Origin of the sequence: Marinilactibacillus sp. 15R, assembly GCF_001895285.1 — a bacterium.
In the GTDB taxonomy this organism is placed as follows: domain Bacteria; phylum Bacillota; class Bacilli; order Lactobacillales; family Carnobacteriaceae_A; genus Marinilactibacillus; species Marinilactibacillus piezotolerans.
Genome location: NZ_CP017761.1, coordinates 2,230,311 through 2,245,981, shown reverse-complemented (window position 1 = coordinate 2,245,981; position 15,671 = coordinate 2,230,311). Strand labels below are relative to the sequence as shown.

The window sequence follows — 15,671 nt, the reverse complement described above, 5'->3', positions numbered from 1 at the left end:
CAATAATAATTATCCTATACATAGACAATAGGCTTCTATGTATGGCTTTTTCTTTTTTGAAAAAATATTGTGTATATATAGAATATCGTCTATATTAAGAATTAAGTAGAACAAGGATGAAAGGAGTTCTAAAAGTGGACTATGAATCTTATGCAAGAACGATGAAAGCTTTATCTGACCCTAAGAGAGTGAAAATATTAGATATGCTTTCTTGTGGAACAATGTGTGCTTGTGATGTGCTGGAACATTTTGATTTTACTCAACCCACTTTATCCCATCATATAAAAATACTGGTAGAGGCAGGCCTGGTGACTACTGAAAAAAGTGGAACTTGGCACAATTATTCCATTAATCAAGAAAGCGTAGAACAATTAATTGAGAATACAGCAGCTGTCTTTTCTCCTTCGGAAAGATGTGTATGTATCATTGACTCTAATCTGGAAGGAGAGAGTGGATTTGAAAAAATTAATTCTTTATGAGCCAGCAATGTGTTGTAGTACGGGAGTGTGTGGTCCTTCAATAGATAAAGATTTGATACGAGTGACTTCCGTTATTAAAGAATTAAAGAAAGTAGAAGGCGTTCAAGCTGTACGCTATAATTTATCCAACAATCCGAACTCTTTCGTTCGCAATAGCAAGGTCAGTGAAATGCTACAAGAAAAAGGCATGGAAGTTTTGCCGATAACTGTAGTGAATGACGAGATTGTTAAGACAAATTCATATCCTTCCAATAAGGAAATCGAAAGTTATCTCGACGTTCCTATAGGAACGTCAGTGAGCAACTAATTTTTGATATGAAAGAAAATCATGAGTTACGAAATTACTTTAAAGAAAAGAGCTGGGAAATATGAGAATTGTAATAATCGGATCAGTGGCTGCGGGCACATCTGTAGCGGCAAAAGCAAGAAGAAACACAGAAGAAGCAGAAATTGTAGTATATGATCAAGGGAAAGACATTTCTTATTCCGTTTGCGGAATTCCTTATCAAATGGGTGGGGAAGTTGAAAGTATCGATTCTTTAACACCACGTAATGCAGAATGGTTCAAAAAAAGATATGAAGTAGATATCTTTACAGAACATAAAGTAACTAAAATAAATCACGAGCAGAAAACACTCGAAATAAAAGATTTAGCTTCTGGAGAAACCAAAGAAGACCATTACGATGTCTTAGTTTTGGCCACTGGAGCCTCACCATTCACGCCACCTCCATTTAATCAAAATCAATATGATAATGTCTTCCAAGTGCGTAATATTCAAGACGCTCAAGACTTTGCTGCTTTTTCAACGAAACAGCCTAAAAAAGCTTTGATTATTGGTGCTGGATTTATCGGTTTAGAAATGACAGAACAATTAGTTCACAAAGGATTAGAGGTAACGGTCGTCCAGTTGGAAGACCAAGTAATGCCACCCATGGACGCGGATATGACTTTCCGAGTGGAAGAACATATGCGTGAAAAAGGAGTTCATCTTATCCTGAATGATACGGTAAAATCCATTGAAGGAGAATCCTCAATAGAGAGAGTAACAACTACAAATGGGGTTACGATTGAAACAGATATCGTCATCTTGTCTGCAGGTATACGTCCAAACACTGAACTAGCTAAAGAGATTGGTGTGGAAATTGGAGCTACAAGAGCGATTGCGGTGAATAAAAAAATGCAAACCAATCTTCCAGATATTTATGCCGTTGGAGACGTGGCAGAAAGCTTCTCTGTGATTACAGGAAAACCCATCTACCGTCCATTAGGATCAACGGCCAATAAAATGGGTCGAATTGCTGGAGATGTGATTACTGGCGGAAACCTAGAACATCGCGGCGTATTAGGTACCGGAATTTTCCGAATTTTTGATTTGCATGTTGGGCAAACAGGTCTAACAGAGAAAGAAGCCAAAGCAGAAGGTTATGAAGTTGAAGTTCTATATAATATCAAACCAGATCATGCTGAATATCTTGGTGGGAAAGAATTAACGATTAAAGCTTTAGCTGATAAAGAAACGAGTCGCATTTTAGGTGCACAAGTGATTGGAAAAGGCGGAGTAGATAAACGAATCGATGTACTTGCAACAGCCATTACATTTGGAGCCAAAGCAGAAGATCTCTTCCACCTGGATTTAGCCTATGCGCCACCATTTGCAACTACGAAAGATCCAGTCCTCTACACGGGTATGGCATTGGACAATGCGCTTCACAGAAATCCATTGATTACCCCAGAGGAAATTTTAAGACGTCAAGAAAATGGCGAGAAAATGCAAATAATTGATACGCGTTCGAAAAAAGATCATGAAAAATCTCATGTTAAGGGAGCTGTTCACATTGGCTTATATGATTTGAGAAGCCATTTAGAAAACCTAGATAAGAATGTCCCTACTGTAACGTACTGCAATAAAGGCACGACGGGCAATGCTGCACAAAATGTGTTGCTAAACCATGGTTTCAACGAAGTTTATAATCTTTCTGGCGGAAACAAGAACTACCAAAGTTATGTAAAAATGTTAGAATCGAAGTCGAAATAGATAAAAAAAAACCAGACAGCATATTTTAGCTGTCTGGTTTTTTTATTATAAGCAATAGCGAATGAGCTAAGGAACATTAAACGGCTTGTTGCAGTTGATAACGGGTATTTAGACTTTATAAAGAAATACAGTCTCGTGTTAGTACGGAAAATAGATTAAAGAATTTAATCTATTTTCCCCAACCCTGCGTTCTTCAAAACCTCGAAGTCAATCCCTCTGTTGCTACAACAGTTGGCCAACTGGCCGTTCACTGCAACTGCTGGAATAGTTTCTATTCCGTATTCCTTTGCTTTCGTTTCGCATTCTTTTGTTTCACACTTTTTGTTCAAATCATATATTACGACTTCACAATTCTTGCATGCTTGCTCTTTTACTTGTTGAACCGCATTGTCACATAGATAGCAACCTGCAGTGAAAACTTCGACTATTCTTTTAGCCATTATTATCTCCTCCTGTTAAACTCTTAATGATTGGACACCCGCATTGAGAACTACCTGTTCCAGCGCATTGAGCGGATAAATCTTGTAAAACTACTTTTATTTTTTCTAAGTCTTTTATCTGTGCTTCAATCTCATTAATTTTTTGGGTAGCAAACTGAAAGACTTCTTCAGAATCAAATTGAGTTTCATTGTCCGTAATAGAAATGAGTTTCTTGATTTCATTGAGCGTAAAACCTAGCTCTTGTGAGCGTTTAATAAATTTGATGCGATCTACATCTTCCAAAGAAAAAATGCGATAACCTGCCTCGGTTCTTGGAGGCTCAGGAATAAGCTGACGTTTTTCATAATACCGCACTGTTTCAATATTGACATGGGACTTTTCGGCAATCTCGCTTATTTTTAAGCCATTCACTCTCTCACCCTCTTCTTCATTTATACACCCTGTACCTAGGTATAAGGTCAAGACCAATCAGTTAATTTTTTATACTCTCATATGTCTCTATTTTAACATGTGAATGGACGACTTTACTTACCGTTCGCCATCTTAATAAATCTCTTTCTCCCCCAATATCCCATAATCAAAATGCTAACTACTATACCAATAATGCTAATAGTTATAGGCATATGAGGGATTTGAGGGGTTAAAACAAATCGCAGAGCCTCGTTCACATAAACTAACGGATTTAGCAATACGACAAATTGTATAATGGGTGTCACATCTAATGTGTCCCAGGAAAAGAATACAGATCCTAAAAAAACTAAGGGAATTAAAAAACCTGGAAACATTGCAGCAACTTGGCTTGGTTTTATAATAGTCCCAACGAGCAACCCAAGCGTTGCTGAAGAAATAGAGGCAAGCAAGATAATCAGGAGCAACATGAGGATACCTTGTAATGTAAGGGTCAAGTCTAAGGAGTTCCTCATAAAAATCAAAGAAAGAGGTAAGACAATTAAGCCGCCTATCCAAGCTTCTATAATACCTACGCACATTTTGGCTAAAGCAACGACTCCAACATTCACTGGAGCCATTAACCGATCTTCAATTTCCCTAGATACATTAAAATCCATAGTTAACGGAATCGCTGTTCCGTGTATCCCAGTGACTAGAATACTCATTCCCACGATCCCAGGAAACATTTGAGTCGGAAATGCGCTGGGAAGAAGTCCTACTCTCGGTAATATATATCCGTACAATAGAATAAGCATAAAAGGCAACATCGCTACACGAAAAACGAACTCCCACTTATCCCGACTCTGAACGACCAAATCTCTTTTCACCATGGCTTTAAATGTTACCCAGTAATTTGTTGAGAGTCTGTTATTCTGTTCTGCCATTCTCAGTGCCTCCTTTGCTTGTTAAATGAATAAATACATCTTCCAAAGTACTTCTGCTCAAGCTGATTGTCTCTAATGAAGTATCTAATGTCTTTATCCATTCCATAATTGGATTGAAATTTGGATGGGCAGTCCTTACATACAGTAGTAATTCATTTTCTTTCACCACTATATTTTCGACCTCTGGTAACTCTTTTGCTTGTTTAGCAATATCAGAAGAAAAATTGGAAAATGTAATGGAAATGATGTTATTAGCTGGAATTAATTCTTTTAGCTCTTCAGTTGTTCCAATTGCCTGTATTTCTCCTTTGTCCACTATTGCAATTCGGTCACATAATTGTTCTGGCTCTTCCATATAATGGGTTGTCAGAAAGATAGTCGTGCCTGCTTTATTCAATGTTAATATTTGTTCCCAAAGGATAGCTCGGTAAGCGGGGTCTAACCCTGTTGTCGGTTCATCTAAAAATAAAATATCTGGCTGGTGAATGATTGCTCGAGCAATTTTTAAACGTTGTGCCATTCCACCGGAATAACTTTTGACATAATCATGTTGGCGATCTTTCAATCCAAACTTTTCGAGATATTCATCTGCTCTTTGATTGGCGGTGGAATCATCTAACCCGAAATACTTAGCATGGTAAGTGAGATTTTCTCGTGCTGTCAGTCCTTTATCAAGATTATTATGTTGAGCAACGACACCAATTTTTTTGCGAGCCCGAGCAGGATTTTCTAAAATCTGTTGATTATTAATGAATATCTCTCCAGATGTTGGTTTACTCTGGGTCGTCAGCATACTAATCATGGTACTTTTCCCTGCACCATTAGGTCCGAGAAACCCAAATATTTCTCCCGCTTGAACTTCTAAATTGATTCCTTTAACGGCTTCAATCTTTCGAGATTTAGAAAGAACAAAATCTTTTTTTACATTTATTGCTTTGAGTATAGTGTCTGCCATTCTGTTCTCACCTTCCTATTTTAAATTCTACTTCATTATATAGTCTGCAGTTAGGTACGGGGTCAAGTGTTATAACTCTTCTATATAAAAAACGTATTTTAGAATGATAGAAAAAGATAAAGAAACAACTAAATAAACTGGTCCCTATGAAGAGGACTTTCTTTTAAGAGCTCTCTTCATAGGGGTCAGTTTATAGGAACTCCTAATTGTCTTCTGTATATTAAGTTATGCAATTTGCTTTATCCTGCTCCACTTCTGGGCCACAGTTTTGATATCTAAAAGATATTTGGCCGGAAAAGCTACTAACGGGAAGTTGTTCCTCTGGCTAGAATCAAGGCAATTAACGTCAAGCCACTAATGAGTTCTGCCTGAAATTAATAAAAACTAACTGTTAGAAATAAGGATATTGACAAGAGGGGATCTAACTAGATATACTTCATTCAAAAGGTCGTTTGAATGAGTAGGGGTGAAATTAAATGGATACAGATGTGTGTGCAACGAATATTATACATAAAGAGAAAGTAGCAATTATCAAAAATAATTTAAATGATAAGGACTTATCCAGTTTACTTGTGTTAGGAAAATGTTTTGTAGACTCTTCTCGAATTAAGATTTTTTATGCTTTAGAGACGTACAAGGAGATGTGTGTCTGTGATTTAGCTGCAATATTGGATGCTAGTATCGCTACAACGTCGCACCATTTGCGTTTTTTAAAAAAACACGGAATGACAAAGTCACGAAAAGACGGGAAAATGGTTTATTACTCTTTAGCAAATGAAGATGTACTTTCCGCTATTCGTGCTTTTTTAAAGTTGTCAGAAAGTTTATCTGTGAAATCTTAGTTTGGAGGAAATTAACTTGTTACAAAGCATTATTTCAGCTCTCGCTGTTTACATTTCTACGAGCATTGATTATTTATTTATCTTGCTGATTATTTTTTCTCAAAGCCATACTAAAAAAGGTCTCCGTCAGATTTTTTTGGGTCAATACCTCGGAACAGGAATCTTGGTAGCCATAAGTTTGTTTGCAGCATACGTGCTGAATTTTATTCCTCAAGATTGGATCATTGGTCTTCTGGGATTAATTCCTATTTACTTAGGGATTCGTGTGGCTTTTGTAGGCGAAGAGGAGGAAGAAGAAGGGGAAGTCATCGAAAAGTTAGGATCTAGAGGAACGAATCGTTTGTTTTGGACCGTTTCCTTAATAACGATTGCTTCTGGTGGCGATAACTTAGGAATCTATATTCCTTACTTTACCTCGTTATCTTTTCCAGCGATTGTCACTGCTTTAATCGTATTTGCTATCTCTGTTGCGGTTCTTTGCTATATCAGTTATAAATTGGCGAAAATTTCTTTTGTCTCTGAAACGCTAGAAAAATATGAACGAATCATTGTACCTATCGTATTTATTGGATTAGGGATTTTTATTATGATAGAAAATGGAACCATCCAAACTATATTAGGTTTGTAGAGGTCCTATTTAGGAAAGGAAGCAAACGATGAGTGAAAATAAAAAGTCCCATGAATGGATATTAGAAGGAATCGACTGTGCAAACTGCGCAGCCAAAGTAGAAAGAGGCGTCGCCAAGGTTGCAGGTGTCGCCAATAGTAGTGTGAACTATATGACAGAAACCTTGAGTTTCGAAGTGACAGAGGAAAAAGAACATCTTGTTTTATCCAATGTGCAACAAAAAGTTAAAAAATTGGAGCCTGATGTTACTTTAAAAAATAAAGTGGACGGCAGGTTGATTGAAATAAACCCGCCATTAATCAAGGTAAGTCATTTAAAAGATGATAGAAAGAACTACGAATGGATATTAGAAGGAATCGATTGTGCAAACTGTGCCGCCAAAGTGGAAAGAGGAGTTGCTACAGTTCCTGGGGTTACAAGCAGCAATGTCAATTTTATGACAGAGACACTGAGCTTTGAGGTAGCAGGTGGAAATAAAAACGACGTATTGGCTAGTGTAAAACAAACAGTAGGAACTTTAGAACCTGACGTCGTTCTGCGAAAAAAAGTGGACGGTACATTGGTTGGAAATGGAACTGATTCTCATAAAAATTCGACTTCTATCGAATCAATTTCTGCTAAAGATGAGACTAGCCACAAACAGACGAATAGAGCTTCTCTGGTCAATCTGTTTGGAAACAAAACTAAAGTGACCATTATTCGTTTAATACTAGGATTAGGAATATTAGTGACCGGAATGTTTCTTCCTATGGCTGGACAAGCCTCGCTTGGGTTGTTCATACTGGCTTATTTAATCACTGGTTATGATGTTGTAGGGCGTGCCATTAGAAATATTTTTCGAGGCCAAGTATTCGACGAAAATTTTCTAATGACCATTGCAACGTTAAGTGCTTTCTATATTCAAGAGTACCCCGAAGCTGTGGCAGTCATGCTTTTTTATCAAGTCGGAGAACTATTCCAAGATATTGCTGTTTCAAAATCCCGTCGCTCCATTGCGGATTTAATGGATATTCGACCTGATTATGCCAACTTAGTCACAGGAAACAACGTAGAAAAAGTTGCTCCTGAAACCATTAAGATTGGAGATCTTATTCTCATTCGTCCGGGCGAAAAAGTACCCTTGGATGGAAAAGTAGTGGAAGGTACTTCGGCGATGGACACTTCTGCTTTAACAGGCGAATCCGTTCCAAGGAGCGTAAAGCCAGAAGACTCTATTTTGAGCGGATTTATTAACAAAAACGGCTTGCTAAAAGTAGTTGTAGAAAAGCCCTTTGCAGAGTCGACTGTGAAGAAAATTTTAGATTTGGTCCAAAATGCTAGCGGACGGAAAGCACCTACAGAACAATTCATTACCAAATTTGCTCGCTACTATACTCCTATTGTGGTTATAGCTGCTGCATTATTGGCAATTGTTCCTCCATTGTTAATACCAGGAGCTACATTTAATGAATGGATATACAGGGCAAGTATCTTTTTGGTCATTTCATGCCCTTGTGCTTTAGTCGTTTCGATTCCAGTTGGTTTCTTTGGTGGGATTGGTTCTGCTTCCCGCAAAGGGATTTTAGTAAAAGGCAGCAATTTCCTCGAAGGTCTGAACGATCTTAAATACGTGGTGATGGACAAAACGGGTACATTGACAAAAGGAAAATTTGAATTAACAACTATTGAACCAAAGAATGGAGTCAATTCTGAGCAACTGCTTGAATTAGCGGCTTACGCCGAAGCTCATTCTACTCACCCTATTGCGGATTCCATTAAAGAGCGATATGGAAGAGATATTAAAGAAGAAAGAATTACCGCTTATAACGAAATTTCTGGTCATGGAATTCAAGCCACCATCGGTGGAAAAGAAGTGTTAGCAGGAAATGCCCGTCTAATGGATAAATTTTCTGTTGGTTTTACGGAAGTACAAGAAATTGGAACGGTTGTTTACTTAGCTGTAGATAAGGTTTACACCGGACATTTGCTTATTTCAGACGCGATTAAAGATGACGCAATTGAAAGTATTGCTGAAATGAAGAAATTAGGAATCAAGAACATTATCATGCTAACCGGAGATTCGAAAAAAGTTGGGGAAGCAGTAGCGAATAAATTAGGTATTACAGAAGTTTATAGCGAGTTACTTCCTCAAGATAAAGTAGCAAAATTTGAAGAAATTTTATCTCGGAAAGAAAAAAACGAAAAAGTTGCTTTCGTAGGGGATGGAATTAACGACACGCCTGTGCTAGCACGCTCAGATATTGGGATTGCTATGGGAGGTTTAGGATCAGACGCAGCGATAGAAGCTGCAGATGTAGTTCTTATGGATGACAGACCTTCTAAAATTGTCACTGCCATGCAAGTCGCTAAGAACACCCGTCGCATTGTTTGGCAAAATATTTTCTTTGCACTTGGAGTGAAAGGCTTATTCTTAGTCCTAGGAGCCTTTGGAATTGCCACTATGTGGGAAGCTGTATTTGCGGATGTGGGGGTAACAGTAATAGCGGTATTAAATTCAATGAGAATATTAAATAAGTAAGACTTTTAATTCATTCTTATAGTGGCATATATTTTATCAGTTCAAGTTAACAAAAAAGGGTAGGACAAAACCTCCCGGTAATTTAAAAAAGGTAATTGCATTTGTGCAATTACCTTTTTTGTCTATTTCAAATAGTTAAATAGATATTCAAAACACTCGCCTTTATTTTACTATTGAAACAGCAACATATGTCCTAAAATGTTTTCAATCTGAATAAGATACAATTATTTCCAAATATTTGCTTACAAAAAGAGTCCACTTTAAAAAAGTAACTGGGGAGAATGCTCAAGTGTTTTTTTTACACATGAGTATCCACTCCAGCTCATAATAATTATTTGTTCTGTTCCCTTCTGTAGTGACAGATTATTCAGTTGGTTCAGGAACTGTTTCATAATCCGCGATTCCATCATTAGTTTTATCGGCTAACTCAGGAGCATTGGTCTCATACAATGGAACAGTTGATTGTCGTCCGTTTCGAGAATACAAACTCGTTGCTTCTTCGCCGAGCTGTTCGTTAATTTGTTTTAGCTTTTCAAGTTGGTTTTGATAATCATAATCAGCTATGTCATCTTGCAATAATCCTTCAGGAGTATAGAAACGCAATAAATTGCTCTGCAGGATACTGTCAGAAGTGCTTAACTGTTGATTGGCATTGGCTTTTAATTGTTCCACTTCATCTAGTACTTCTTGAGAAGGTTCTAAAATTTGTTCACCGGTTTTTGTATCGTAAATAACTGAACCATTTACAGTATATTTCGGTGATACAATGTCTCCATTTCTAAAAGCAACCGTTTCATCATGTTCTTCTGAGAACAAGTCTGTTCCCATTAAGACATTATCAGTGGTTTCAATGCCTAACAAGTGAAGAAGAGTAGGGAGCATATCTACTTGTCCACCATAGGTATCGAAGACTTCACCATTGCCTGCACCTGGGACATGGAAGATAGCTGGAACTTCTTGCATGACTGCATTGTTGTAGCCGTTCCATTCCTCAGGATCTTCTCCAAGCAAAGGAGCTAAAGATTCATTACGGGCATTAGAAATACCATAATGATCTCCGTATAGGACAATAATCGAATCTTCATATAATCCTGAAGTTTTGAGATAATTAAAGAATTCTTCCACTGCTTGGTCCAAATAATGGGCAGTAACGAAGTAGTTATCAATGGTATTATCACCAGTTGTGGCTGCAGGGAAATCAACATTTGCCTCATCTAAAGGATAAGGGAAGTGATTTGAAACGGTAATGAATTTTGAATAAAACGGTTGTGGCAATTGTTCTAAATATTGAATGGATTCTTGGAAGAAAATTTTATCTTTCATACCATACTCAAGTTTGTTTTCTTCAGTAAACGTGTAATACTCATCATCGAAGAAGTAATCAATACCGAATGATTTGTACGTGTTATCACGGTTCCAGAATGAACCTACATTTCCATGGAACATTGCTGAAGTATATCCAGCTTCGGAACGTAAAATTTGAGAAGCGGATTGGAAAGTATTCGCAGTACCGTATTGGGTGAAGGCTCCACCTTGAGAACTACCAAATAAAGAATTTTCTACTAACATCTCTGAATCAGCTGTTTTTCCTTGTCCGACTTGATTGTAGAAATTTTCAAAACTGTAACTGTCTTGGTTATCGTAAAGGCTGTTGATGAAAGGTGTGACTTCATGAAGTTCGCCATTTTCATCTTCTAACTGATAATCGATTAAAAATTGCTGGAAGCTTTCCAATTGAAGATAAATCACGTTTTTGCCTTCAGCGACACCATAATAATCGGTGTTTGGTTCAGCATGATGATCTTGAACGTAACCCAATACATTTTCCATATCGGATTCATCAGCGCTAGCTTTCATTTGGTTGTTTTGAGCCGTTTGGTAACCGTCAAAGGCAGTAAAAAAGTTGACGCCTAAATATTTCACAATATAATTACGGTCGAAAGTACGTGCCAATAATTGCGGTCGATTGCTTTCCGCTAAAGCCAAGTTGGCTGCAAATAAAGTCATGCCTAAAGTGGTTGCTGCAACTGCATAACGCTTCAACATTGGACGTGGGTCCATTTTGATAGGAGATTTTTTGCTGTATGCCATAAACAACAGTAGAAAGAAATCAGACCAGTAAAGAATATCTTGTGGACGCAATAAAGCAAAAGCACTAGCGCCGATACCGTTTGATACTTTACCGGCACCAAGTATAGTTGAAATTGTTAGAAAGTCACTAAACTCACGGTAGTAAAGTACATTTGAGTAGATGAGCAAACTCGTTAAGAAATAAACAACGAACAATGCTCCATACGCTTTTTTAGACTTCGTAAAGTAAAGAGCGATAGAGAATAAGAATACGGTAGTTGCAATGGGGTTGATAAATAAGATGAACTCTTGGAATAATCCTTCAACACCAAGTTCAAATTCAACTTGATAGACTAAATACGATTTTAACCAAAACAGAATCACTGCAAAGGTAAAAAAGCCAAGTCGTTTAGAAAGAACATGTTTTAGTTGTGACACAGATATTGCCTCCTTTTTGAACACACACAAACTAGTACGTGCCATTTTAAATAAACAGCGATATTGTAAAAATATAGATCTTATTTTGTATATTTTTTGTATGTTTATTGTAATTTTCTACCATATTTCATTTTACAATTAATCAATAGGGTAGTCAATAAAACTAGAGTACAGGAGTCTTCAATGTAGGTACGAAGAATGGATTGAGATTTTTTATTAAACACTTCTTTTAAGAAAAATTTTTCTGCAAGAAGTTAATTCTCTTCATTATTATTTATGTACGTTATTTATTTTTTGAAAGAAATGAGATAGTGCCGGTTAGATTTATAGCCAAAAAGAGATTGGGATATAACTTCAAAGTTATATCCCAATCTCTTTTTGTTTGTAAAGCGGTTGTCAGTAGCTCTTTAAAATTACCTTAAGTAATACGGGAGTATCCTTTTTCGAATTCTTCCTTACTTATAGCTATTTCTATCGTGAGATGTTTTTTTACATCAGATTCATACGCAATCTCAGCTATTTCTTTTTTGATTTTTCGTGCCCTATTTACGTCTGTCGAGTCTATAAGGACACTAACAATAAGAGCATTTTCATCCCCGTCTAATGACCAAATGTGAAGATGGGAGAAATCTTTTACACCGGAAACGTTATTGATGGAATCAGCAAGTTTATTTACGTTTACATTGTTAGGGGAACCATTCAATAAAATTCTCATGGTATTGAAAAATTCCGGCAAGGTTTTATACAGAATGTAGAGCGCAATTAAAATCGATAGAACAGGGTCCAAACGATAAGCCTCGGTAAAATTCATTACAATACTTACAACCAAGACTCCAATCCATCCTAATACATCTTCCAACATATGGAGGTTCAACACACTCTCATTTTTAGAGCTCCCCTTGCTTAGAATCCAAGCCGCATATCCATTTAAAGCAATGGCCACGATAGCCAACCAGAACATGCCATTATAATTCACAGGTTGAGGTTCAATCAGACGTGGAATACTCCGATAAATCATGAAGAATGATCCACCTATCAATACCACTGCTGTTATCAACGCCCCTAACAGGGAAAAGCGCTTATAACCGAAAGTGAACCTTTCATCTTTCTTTTTCTCTGAGTATTCTTGAAAAAACCAAGCAAATCCAATGGAAATGGAGTCTCCCAAATCATGGATAGCATCCGACATAATCGATACACTGTTAAAAAGAAAACCAAATACAAATTCACTTATAGAGAAAATAAAATTAACAAAAAAAGCAATTTTTATATTTTTTTTAGGTTGATTCTGATGAGTGTCGTCATGATTTTTGTCTGTTTTTGACATTCGAAAATCCTCCTTCACTTATACTATGATTACCGCCAGCCATTAATTTTCTTGTTCTTTAATATGAGTTAAAACTTGTTCGAGAAGGCTGAAAACATGGTGATCATCGAGGCTATAGATCATGCTTTTACCTGCTCTTTTTGATTTCACTAAACGTGAATCTTTTAATGTTTTTAGTTGATGAGAAACAGCAGATTGTTCCATATCTAAAGAGAGGGCAATATTTCCTACACTAAGTTCTTCATGATGCAGCAGAAAAAGAATTGAAAGTCGTGTGGGGTCACTGATGATTTTAAAAAGCTTACTTACTTCTTGTGTAGATGCTTTATCTACTTGATATGGTTGTGGGGTGTTCATAAATAATCTCAATCCCTTCATATGATTGTTTGCTCATTCTTTAGGATATCACATACCATATAGAAAGCAAAGATTTTGTTTATGAGACTAAGAAAGTTACCTTCCTGCTTTTTTGGTAGTAAATAGAAATAAGAATAAAGAGAAATACTTTGACAGAGTTCAATTTCTGATATATAATGAGCACACAAACATATGAATGACTACTCAGTTATAGTTCGTAATCATTACGATTTTAGAGCAAAGGTAATTATATCTGTTTAGAAAGGTGAGAGAAAATGAAAAATATTCAAAAACAAAAATCCCATGAAAGTCATGATCATAGTCATGAACATGGTCACAATCACGACCATGATCACGGAAAGATGCCCATTATTTTGTACTTTATTGGTTTAGCATTAGCCATAATTGCGTTATTTCTAGATGGAGAAAATAGTTTATTACAAAATAGTTTGTTTTCAATTGCTTCGATTAGTGCGGGCTACCATGTTATTCTTCTTGAAGGAATTGGAGAAACGATTGAGAATACAAAATCTAAAAAGAGATTTACGCCTAACTCCCATATCTTAATGGGATTAGCTGCATTGGGGGCCTCACTGATCGGTAATTTCTGGGAAGGAACATTGCTGATTCTCATTTTCTCTGGGGCGCATTTTTTAGAAGATTATGCTGAAGGTAGAAGCAAACGAGAAATCACAAAATTACTTGAAATGAATCCGACGACTGCAAGATTAATCATGTCTGACGGAAATACAAAGATTGTTGATGTCAATGAACTAAAAGTAGGGGACCAACTCCAGGTACTGAACGGAGATCAAGTACCTATTGACGGAGTCATTTTAACTGGGAATACCTCCATTGACGAATCTTCTATCAATGGAGAAAGTATCCCTAAAGAAAAATCTAAAGGAGACGGGGTTTTTGGGAGTACGATTAATGGAACGGGTAGTTTCACAATGGAAGTCACAAAAGAAAATAAAGATACTGTCTTTTCAAAGATTTTACAATTAGTTAATCAAAATCAAAATAATCAAACGAAAGCTGCCAGTATTATCCAAAAGTTTGAACCGAAATATGTGACAGTTGTTTTAATTGCGATTCCACTCTTCATATTACTCACACCTTTGATGTTAGATTGGACTTGGTCACAAAGTATTTATAGAGGATTAGTTCTTTTAGTCGCAGCTTCTCCATGTGCTTTAGCAGCAGCTACCGTATCTGTAACATTATCAGCAACCTCTAATCTAGCCAAAAGAGGCGTGCTTTCAAAAGGAAGTTCTTATTTGTCGCAATTAGCCGATATTCAAGCCATTGGCTTTGATAAGACGGGAACCTTAACGAAAGGAAAACCAGAAGTAACCAATTATTATTTTGCTGATAGCGTAAACGAAGAAAAGATGATTGATATCGTAGTGGCTCTTGAAAAAGAATCTAATCATCCCTTAGCAGATGCCATTCTAAGAAAATTTGAACAAAAAAATAAATTAGATATGGAAGTAGAAAATCAAATTGGTAAAGGATTGACAGGAGATTACAAAGGTAAAAACTATCGTATAGGTAAGCCAACTTCTTTTTCAAATGTTGCAGATAAATACATTCGCCTAAATGATGAGTGGGCTTCAGAAGGTAAGACAGTCGTATACGTATCAGAAGAGGAAAAAGTTGTAGGACTTATTGCCCTTATGGACATTCCTAGTGAAAATGCAAAAGAAACGATTGAGTACTTCAAAAAACAAGGTATACACACTACCCTAATTACTGGAGACTCAGAAATGACGGGAAAAGCAGTTGCTAAACAATTAGGAATAGATGAAGTAATTGCGAATGTCATGCCGGAAGACAAATCACGTATTATAGACGAGCAAAAAGAAAAATATGGTGTAACAGCAATGGTGGGCGATGGTGTAAACGATGCACCCGCGCTTGTGAATGCTGATGTGGGAATCGCTATGGGTGACGGAACCGACGTTGCGGTAGAGGTATCTGACCTGGTTTTAATGAAAAATGATTTATTAAAATTAGTCCAATCCCATAATATTTCTTCTAAAATGAATCGTGTCATTTGGCAAAACATTATTTTTTCTATGGCTGTTGTCGCCTTTTTAGTTATAGCTAGTTTATTGGGTTTAACCGATATAGCGATTAGTGTCATTATCCACGAAGGAAGTACTTTGGTTGTTATACTAAACGGACTTCGATTGCTACGGTCTACCTAATCAACTGATAGTTAATATTAATGGGTATAAGAA

The 15,671-nt window shown here is 36.7% G+C and carries 14 protein-coding genes and 1 pseudogene; 8 read left to right on the top strand and 7 right to left on the bottom strand.

From position 1 onward, the window contains the following. Positions 1-134: 134 nt before the first annotated feature. The 3 genes from BKP56_RS11100 (at position 135) to BKP56_RS11090 (ending at position 2,515) form a co-directional block, all read left to right on the top strand. On the top strand, positions 135-479 hold the full coding sequence (locus tag BKP56_RS11100) for an ArsR/SmtB family transcription factor (RefSeq protein ID WP_072695136.1): 345 nt from the start codon (positions 135-137) through the stop codon (positions 477-479). Next, the gene (gene arsD / locus BKP56_RS11095) at positions 451-786 is read left to right on the top strand and encodes an arsenite efflux transporter metallochaperone ArsD (protein ID WP_394810874.1); all 336 of its coding nucleotides are present in this window, start codon (positions 451-453) and stop codon (positions 784-786) included. Before BKP56_RS11100 ends, arsD begins: the two co-directional genes overlap by 29 nt. A 61-nt stretch (positions 787-847) precedes the next feature. Further along, positions 848-2,515, top strand: a complete 1,668-nt coding sequence (locus BKP56_RS11090) for an FAD-dependent oxidoreductase (protein WP_072695134.1) — start codon at positions 848-850, stop codon at positions 2,513-2,515. Positions 2,516-2,679: 164 nt separating this feature from the next. On the opposite strand, the gene BKP56_RS11085 is transcribed toward BKP56_RS11090, so the two are convergent. The 4 genes from BKP56_RS11085 to BKP56_RS11070 form a co-directional block, all read right to left on the bottom strand. Next, positions 2,680-2,955: a glutaredoxin gene (locus BKP56_RS11085; RefSeq protein ID WP_072695133.1), complete on the bottom strand. Its 276-nt coding sequence runs from the start codon at positions 2,953-2,955 to the stop codon at positions 2,680-2,682. Next, positions 2,948-3,367: a MerR family transcriptional regulator gene (locus tag BKP56_RS11080; protein ID WP_072695132.1), complete on the bottom strand. Its 420-nt coding sequence runs from the start codon at positions 3,365-3,367 to the stop codon at positions 2,948-2,950. The genes BKP56_RS11085 and BKP56_RS11080 overlap by 8 nt, the downstream gene beginning before the upstream one ends. A 113-nt stretch (positions 3,368-3,480) precedes the next feature. Further along, positions 3,481-4,290, bottom strand: coding sequence for an ABC transporter permease (locus BKP56_RS11075; RefSeq protein ID WP_072695131.1), 810 nt, complete (start codon positions 4,288-4,290; stop codon positions 3,481-3,483). Further along, on the bottom strand, positions 4,274-5,245 hold the full coding sequence (locus tag BKP56_RS11070) for an ABC transporter ATP-binding protein (protein WP_072695130.1): 972 nt from the start codon (positions 5,243-5,245) through the stop codon (positions 4,274-4,276). The genes BKP56_RS11075 and BKP56_RS11070 overlap by 17 nt, the downstream gene beginning before the upstream one ends. Positions 5,246-5,721: 476 nt before the next feature. On the opposite strand from BKP56_RS11070, the gene BKP56_RS11065 reads away from it, so the two are divergent. The 4 genes and pseudogenes from BKP56_RS11065 to BKP56_RS11055 all read left to right on the top strand — a co-directional run bounded on the left by BKP56_RS11065 (position 5,722) and on the right by BKP56_RS11055 (position 9,233). Then, positions 5,722-6,087, top strand: a complete 366-nt coding sequence (locus tag BKP56_RS11065; RefSeq protein ID WP_072695129.1) for an ArsR/SmtB family transcription factor — start codon at positions 5,722-5,724, stop codon at positions 6,085-6,087. A 16-nt stretch (positions 6,088-6,103) separates the two neighbouring features. Beyond that, positions 6,104-6,715 carry a CadD family cadmium resistance transporter gene (locus tag BKP56_RS11060; RefSeq protein ID WP_072695128.1) on the top strand — a complete coding sequence of 204 codons (612 nt, stop codon included), beginning with the start codon at positions 6,104-6,106 and terminating at the stop codon, positions 6,713-6,715. 28 nt (positions 6,716-6,743) lie between these two features. After that, a pseudogene (locus BKP56_RS14020) lies at positions 6,744-6,890 on the top strand (cation transporter); the annotation flags it as partial. A gap of 168 nt (positions 6,891-7,058) precedes the next feature. Continuing rightward, positions 7,059-9,233: a heavy metal translocating P-type ATPase gene (locus tag BKP56_RS11055; RefSeq protein ID WP_425434172.1), complete on the top strand. Its 2,175-nt coding sequence runs from the start codon at positions 7,059-7,061 to the stop codon at positions 9,231-9,233. Between the two features lie 363 nt (positions 9,234-9,596). Here the strand turns inward: BKP56_RS11055 and BKP56_RS11050 are convergent, their stop codons facing one another. The 3 genes from BKP56_RS11050 to BKP56_RS11040 all read right to left on the bottom strand — a co-directional run bounded on the left by BKP56_RS11050 (position 9,597) and on the right by BKP56_RS11040 (position 13,425). Continuing rightward, a complete protein-coding gene (locus BKP56_RS11050) occupies positions 9,597-11,786 on the bottom strand; it encodes an LTA synthase family protein (RefSeq protein ID WP_083540555.1) in 2,190 nt (729 codons plus the stop codon). Between the two features lie 373 nt (positions 11,787-12,159). Continuing rightward, positions 12,160-13,068: a cation diffusion facilitator family transporter gene (locus tag BKP56_RS11045; RefSeq protein ID WP_072695125.1), complete on the bottom strand. Its 909-nt coding sequence runs from the start codon at positions 13,066-13,068 to the stop codon at positions 12,160-12,162. Positions 13,069-13,110: 42 nt separating this feature from the next. Further along, positions 13,111-13,425, bottom strand: coding sequence for an ArsR/SmtB family transcription factor (locus tag BKP56_RS11040; protein WP_072696138.1), 315 nt, complete (start codon positions 13,423-13,425; stop codon positions 13,111-13,113). 275 nt (positions 13,426-13,700) lie between these two features. Between BKP56_RS11040 and BKP56_RS11035 the strand changes: the two genes are divergently transcribed. Continuing rightward, positions 13,701-15,638, top strand: a complete 1,938-nt coding sequence (locus BKP56_RS11035; RefSeq protein WP_072695124.1) for a heavy metal translocating P-type ATPase — start codon at positions 13,701-13,703, stop codon at positions 15,636-15,638. The last annotated feature ends 33 nt before the right edge of the window (positions 15,639-15,671 follow it).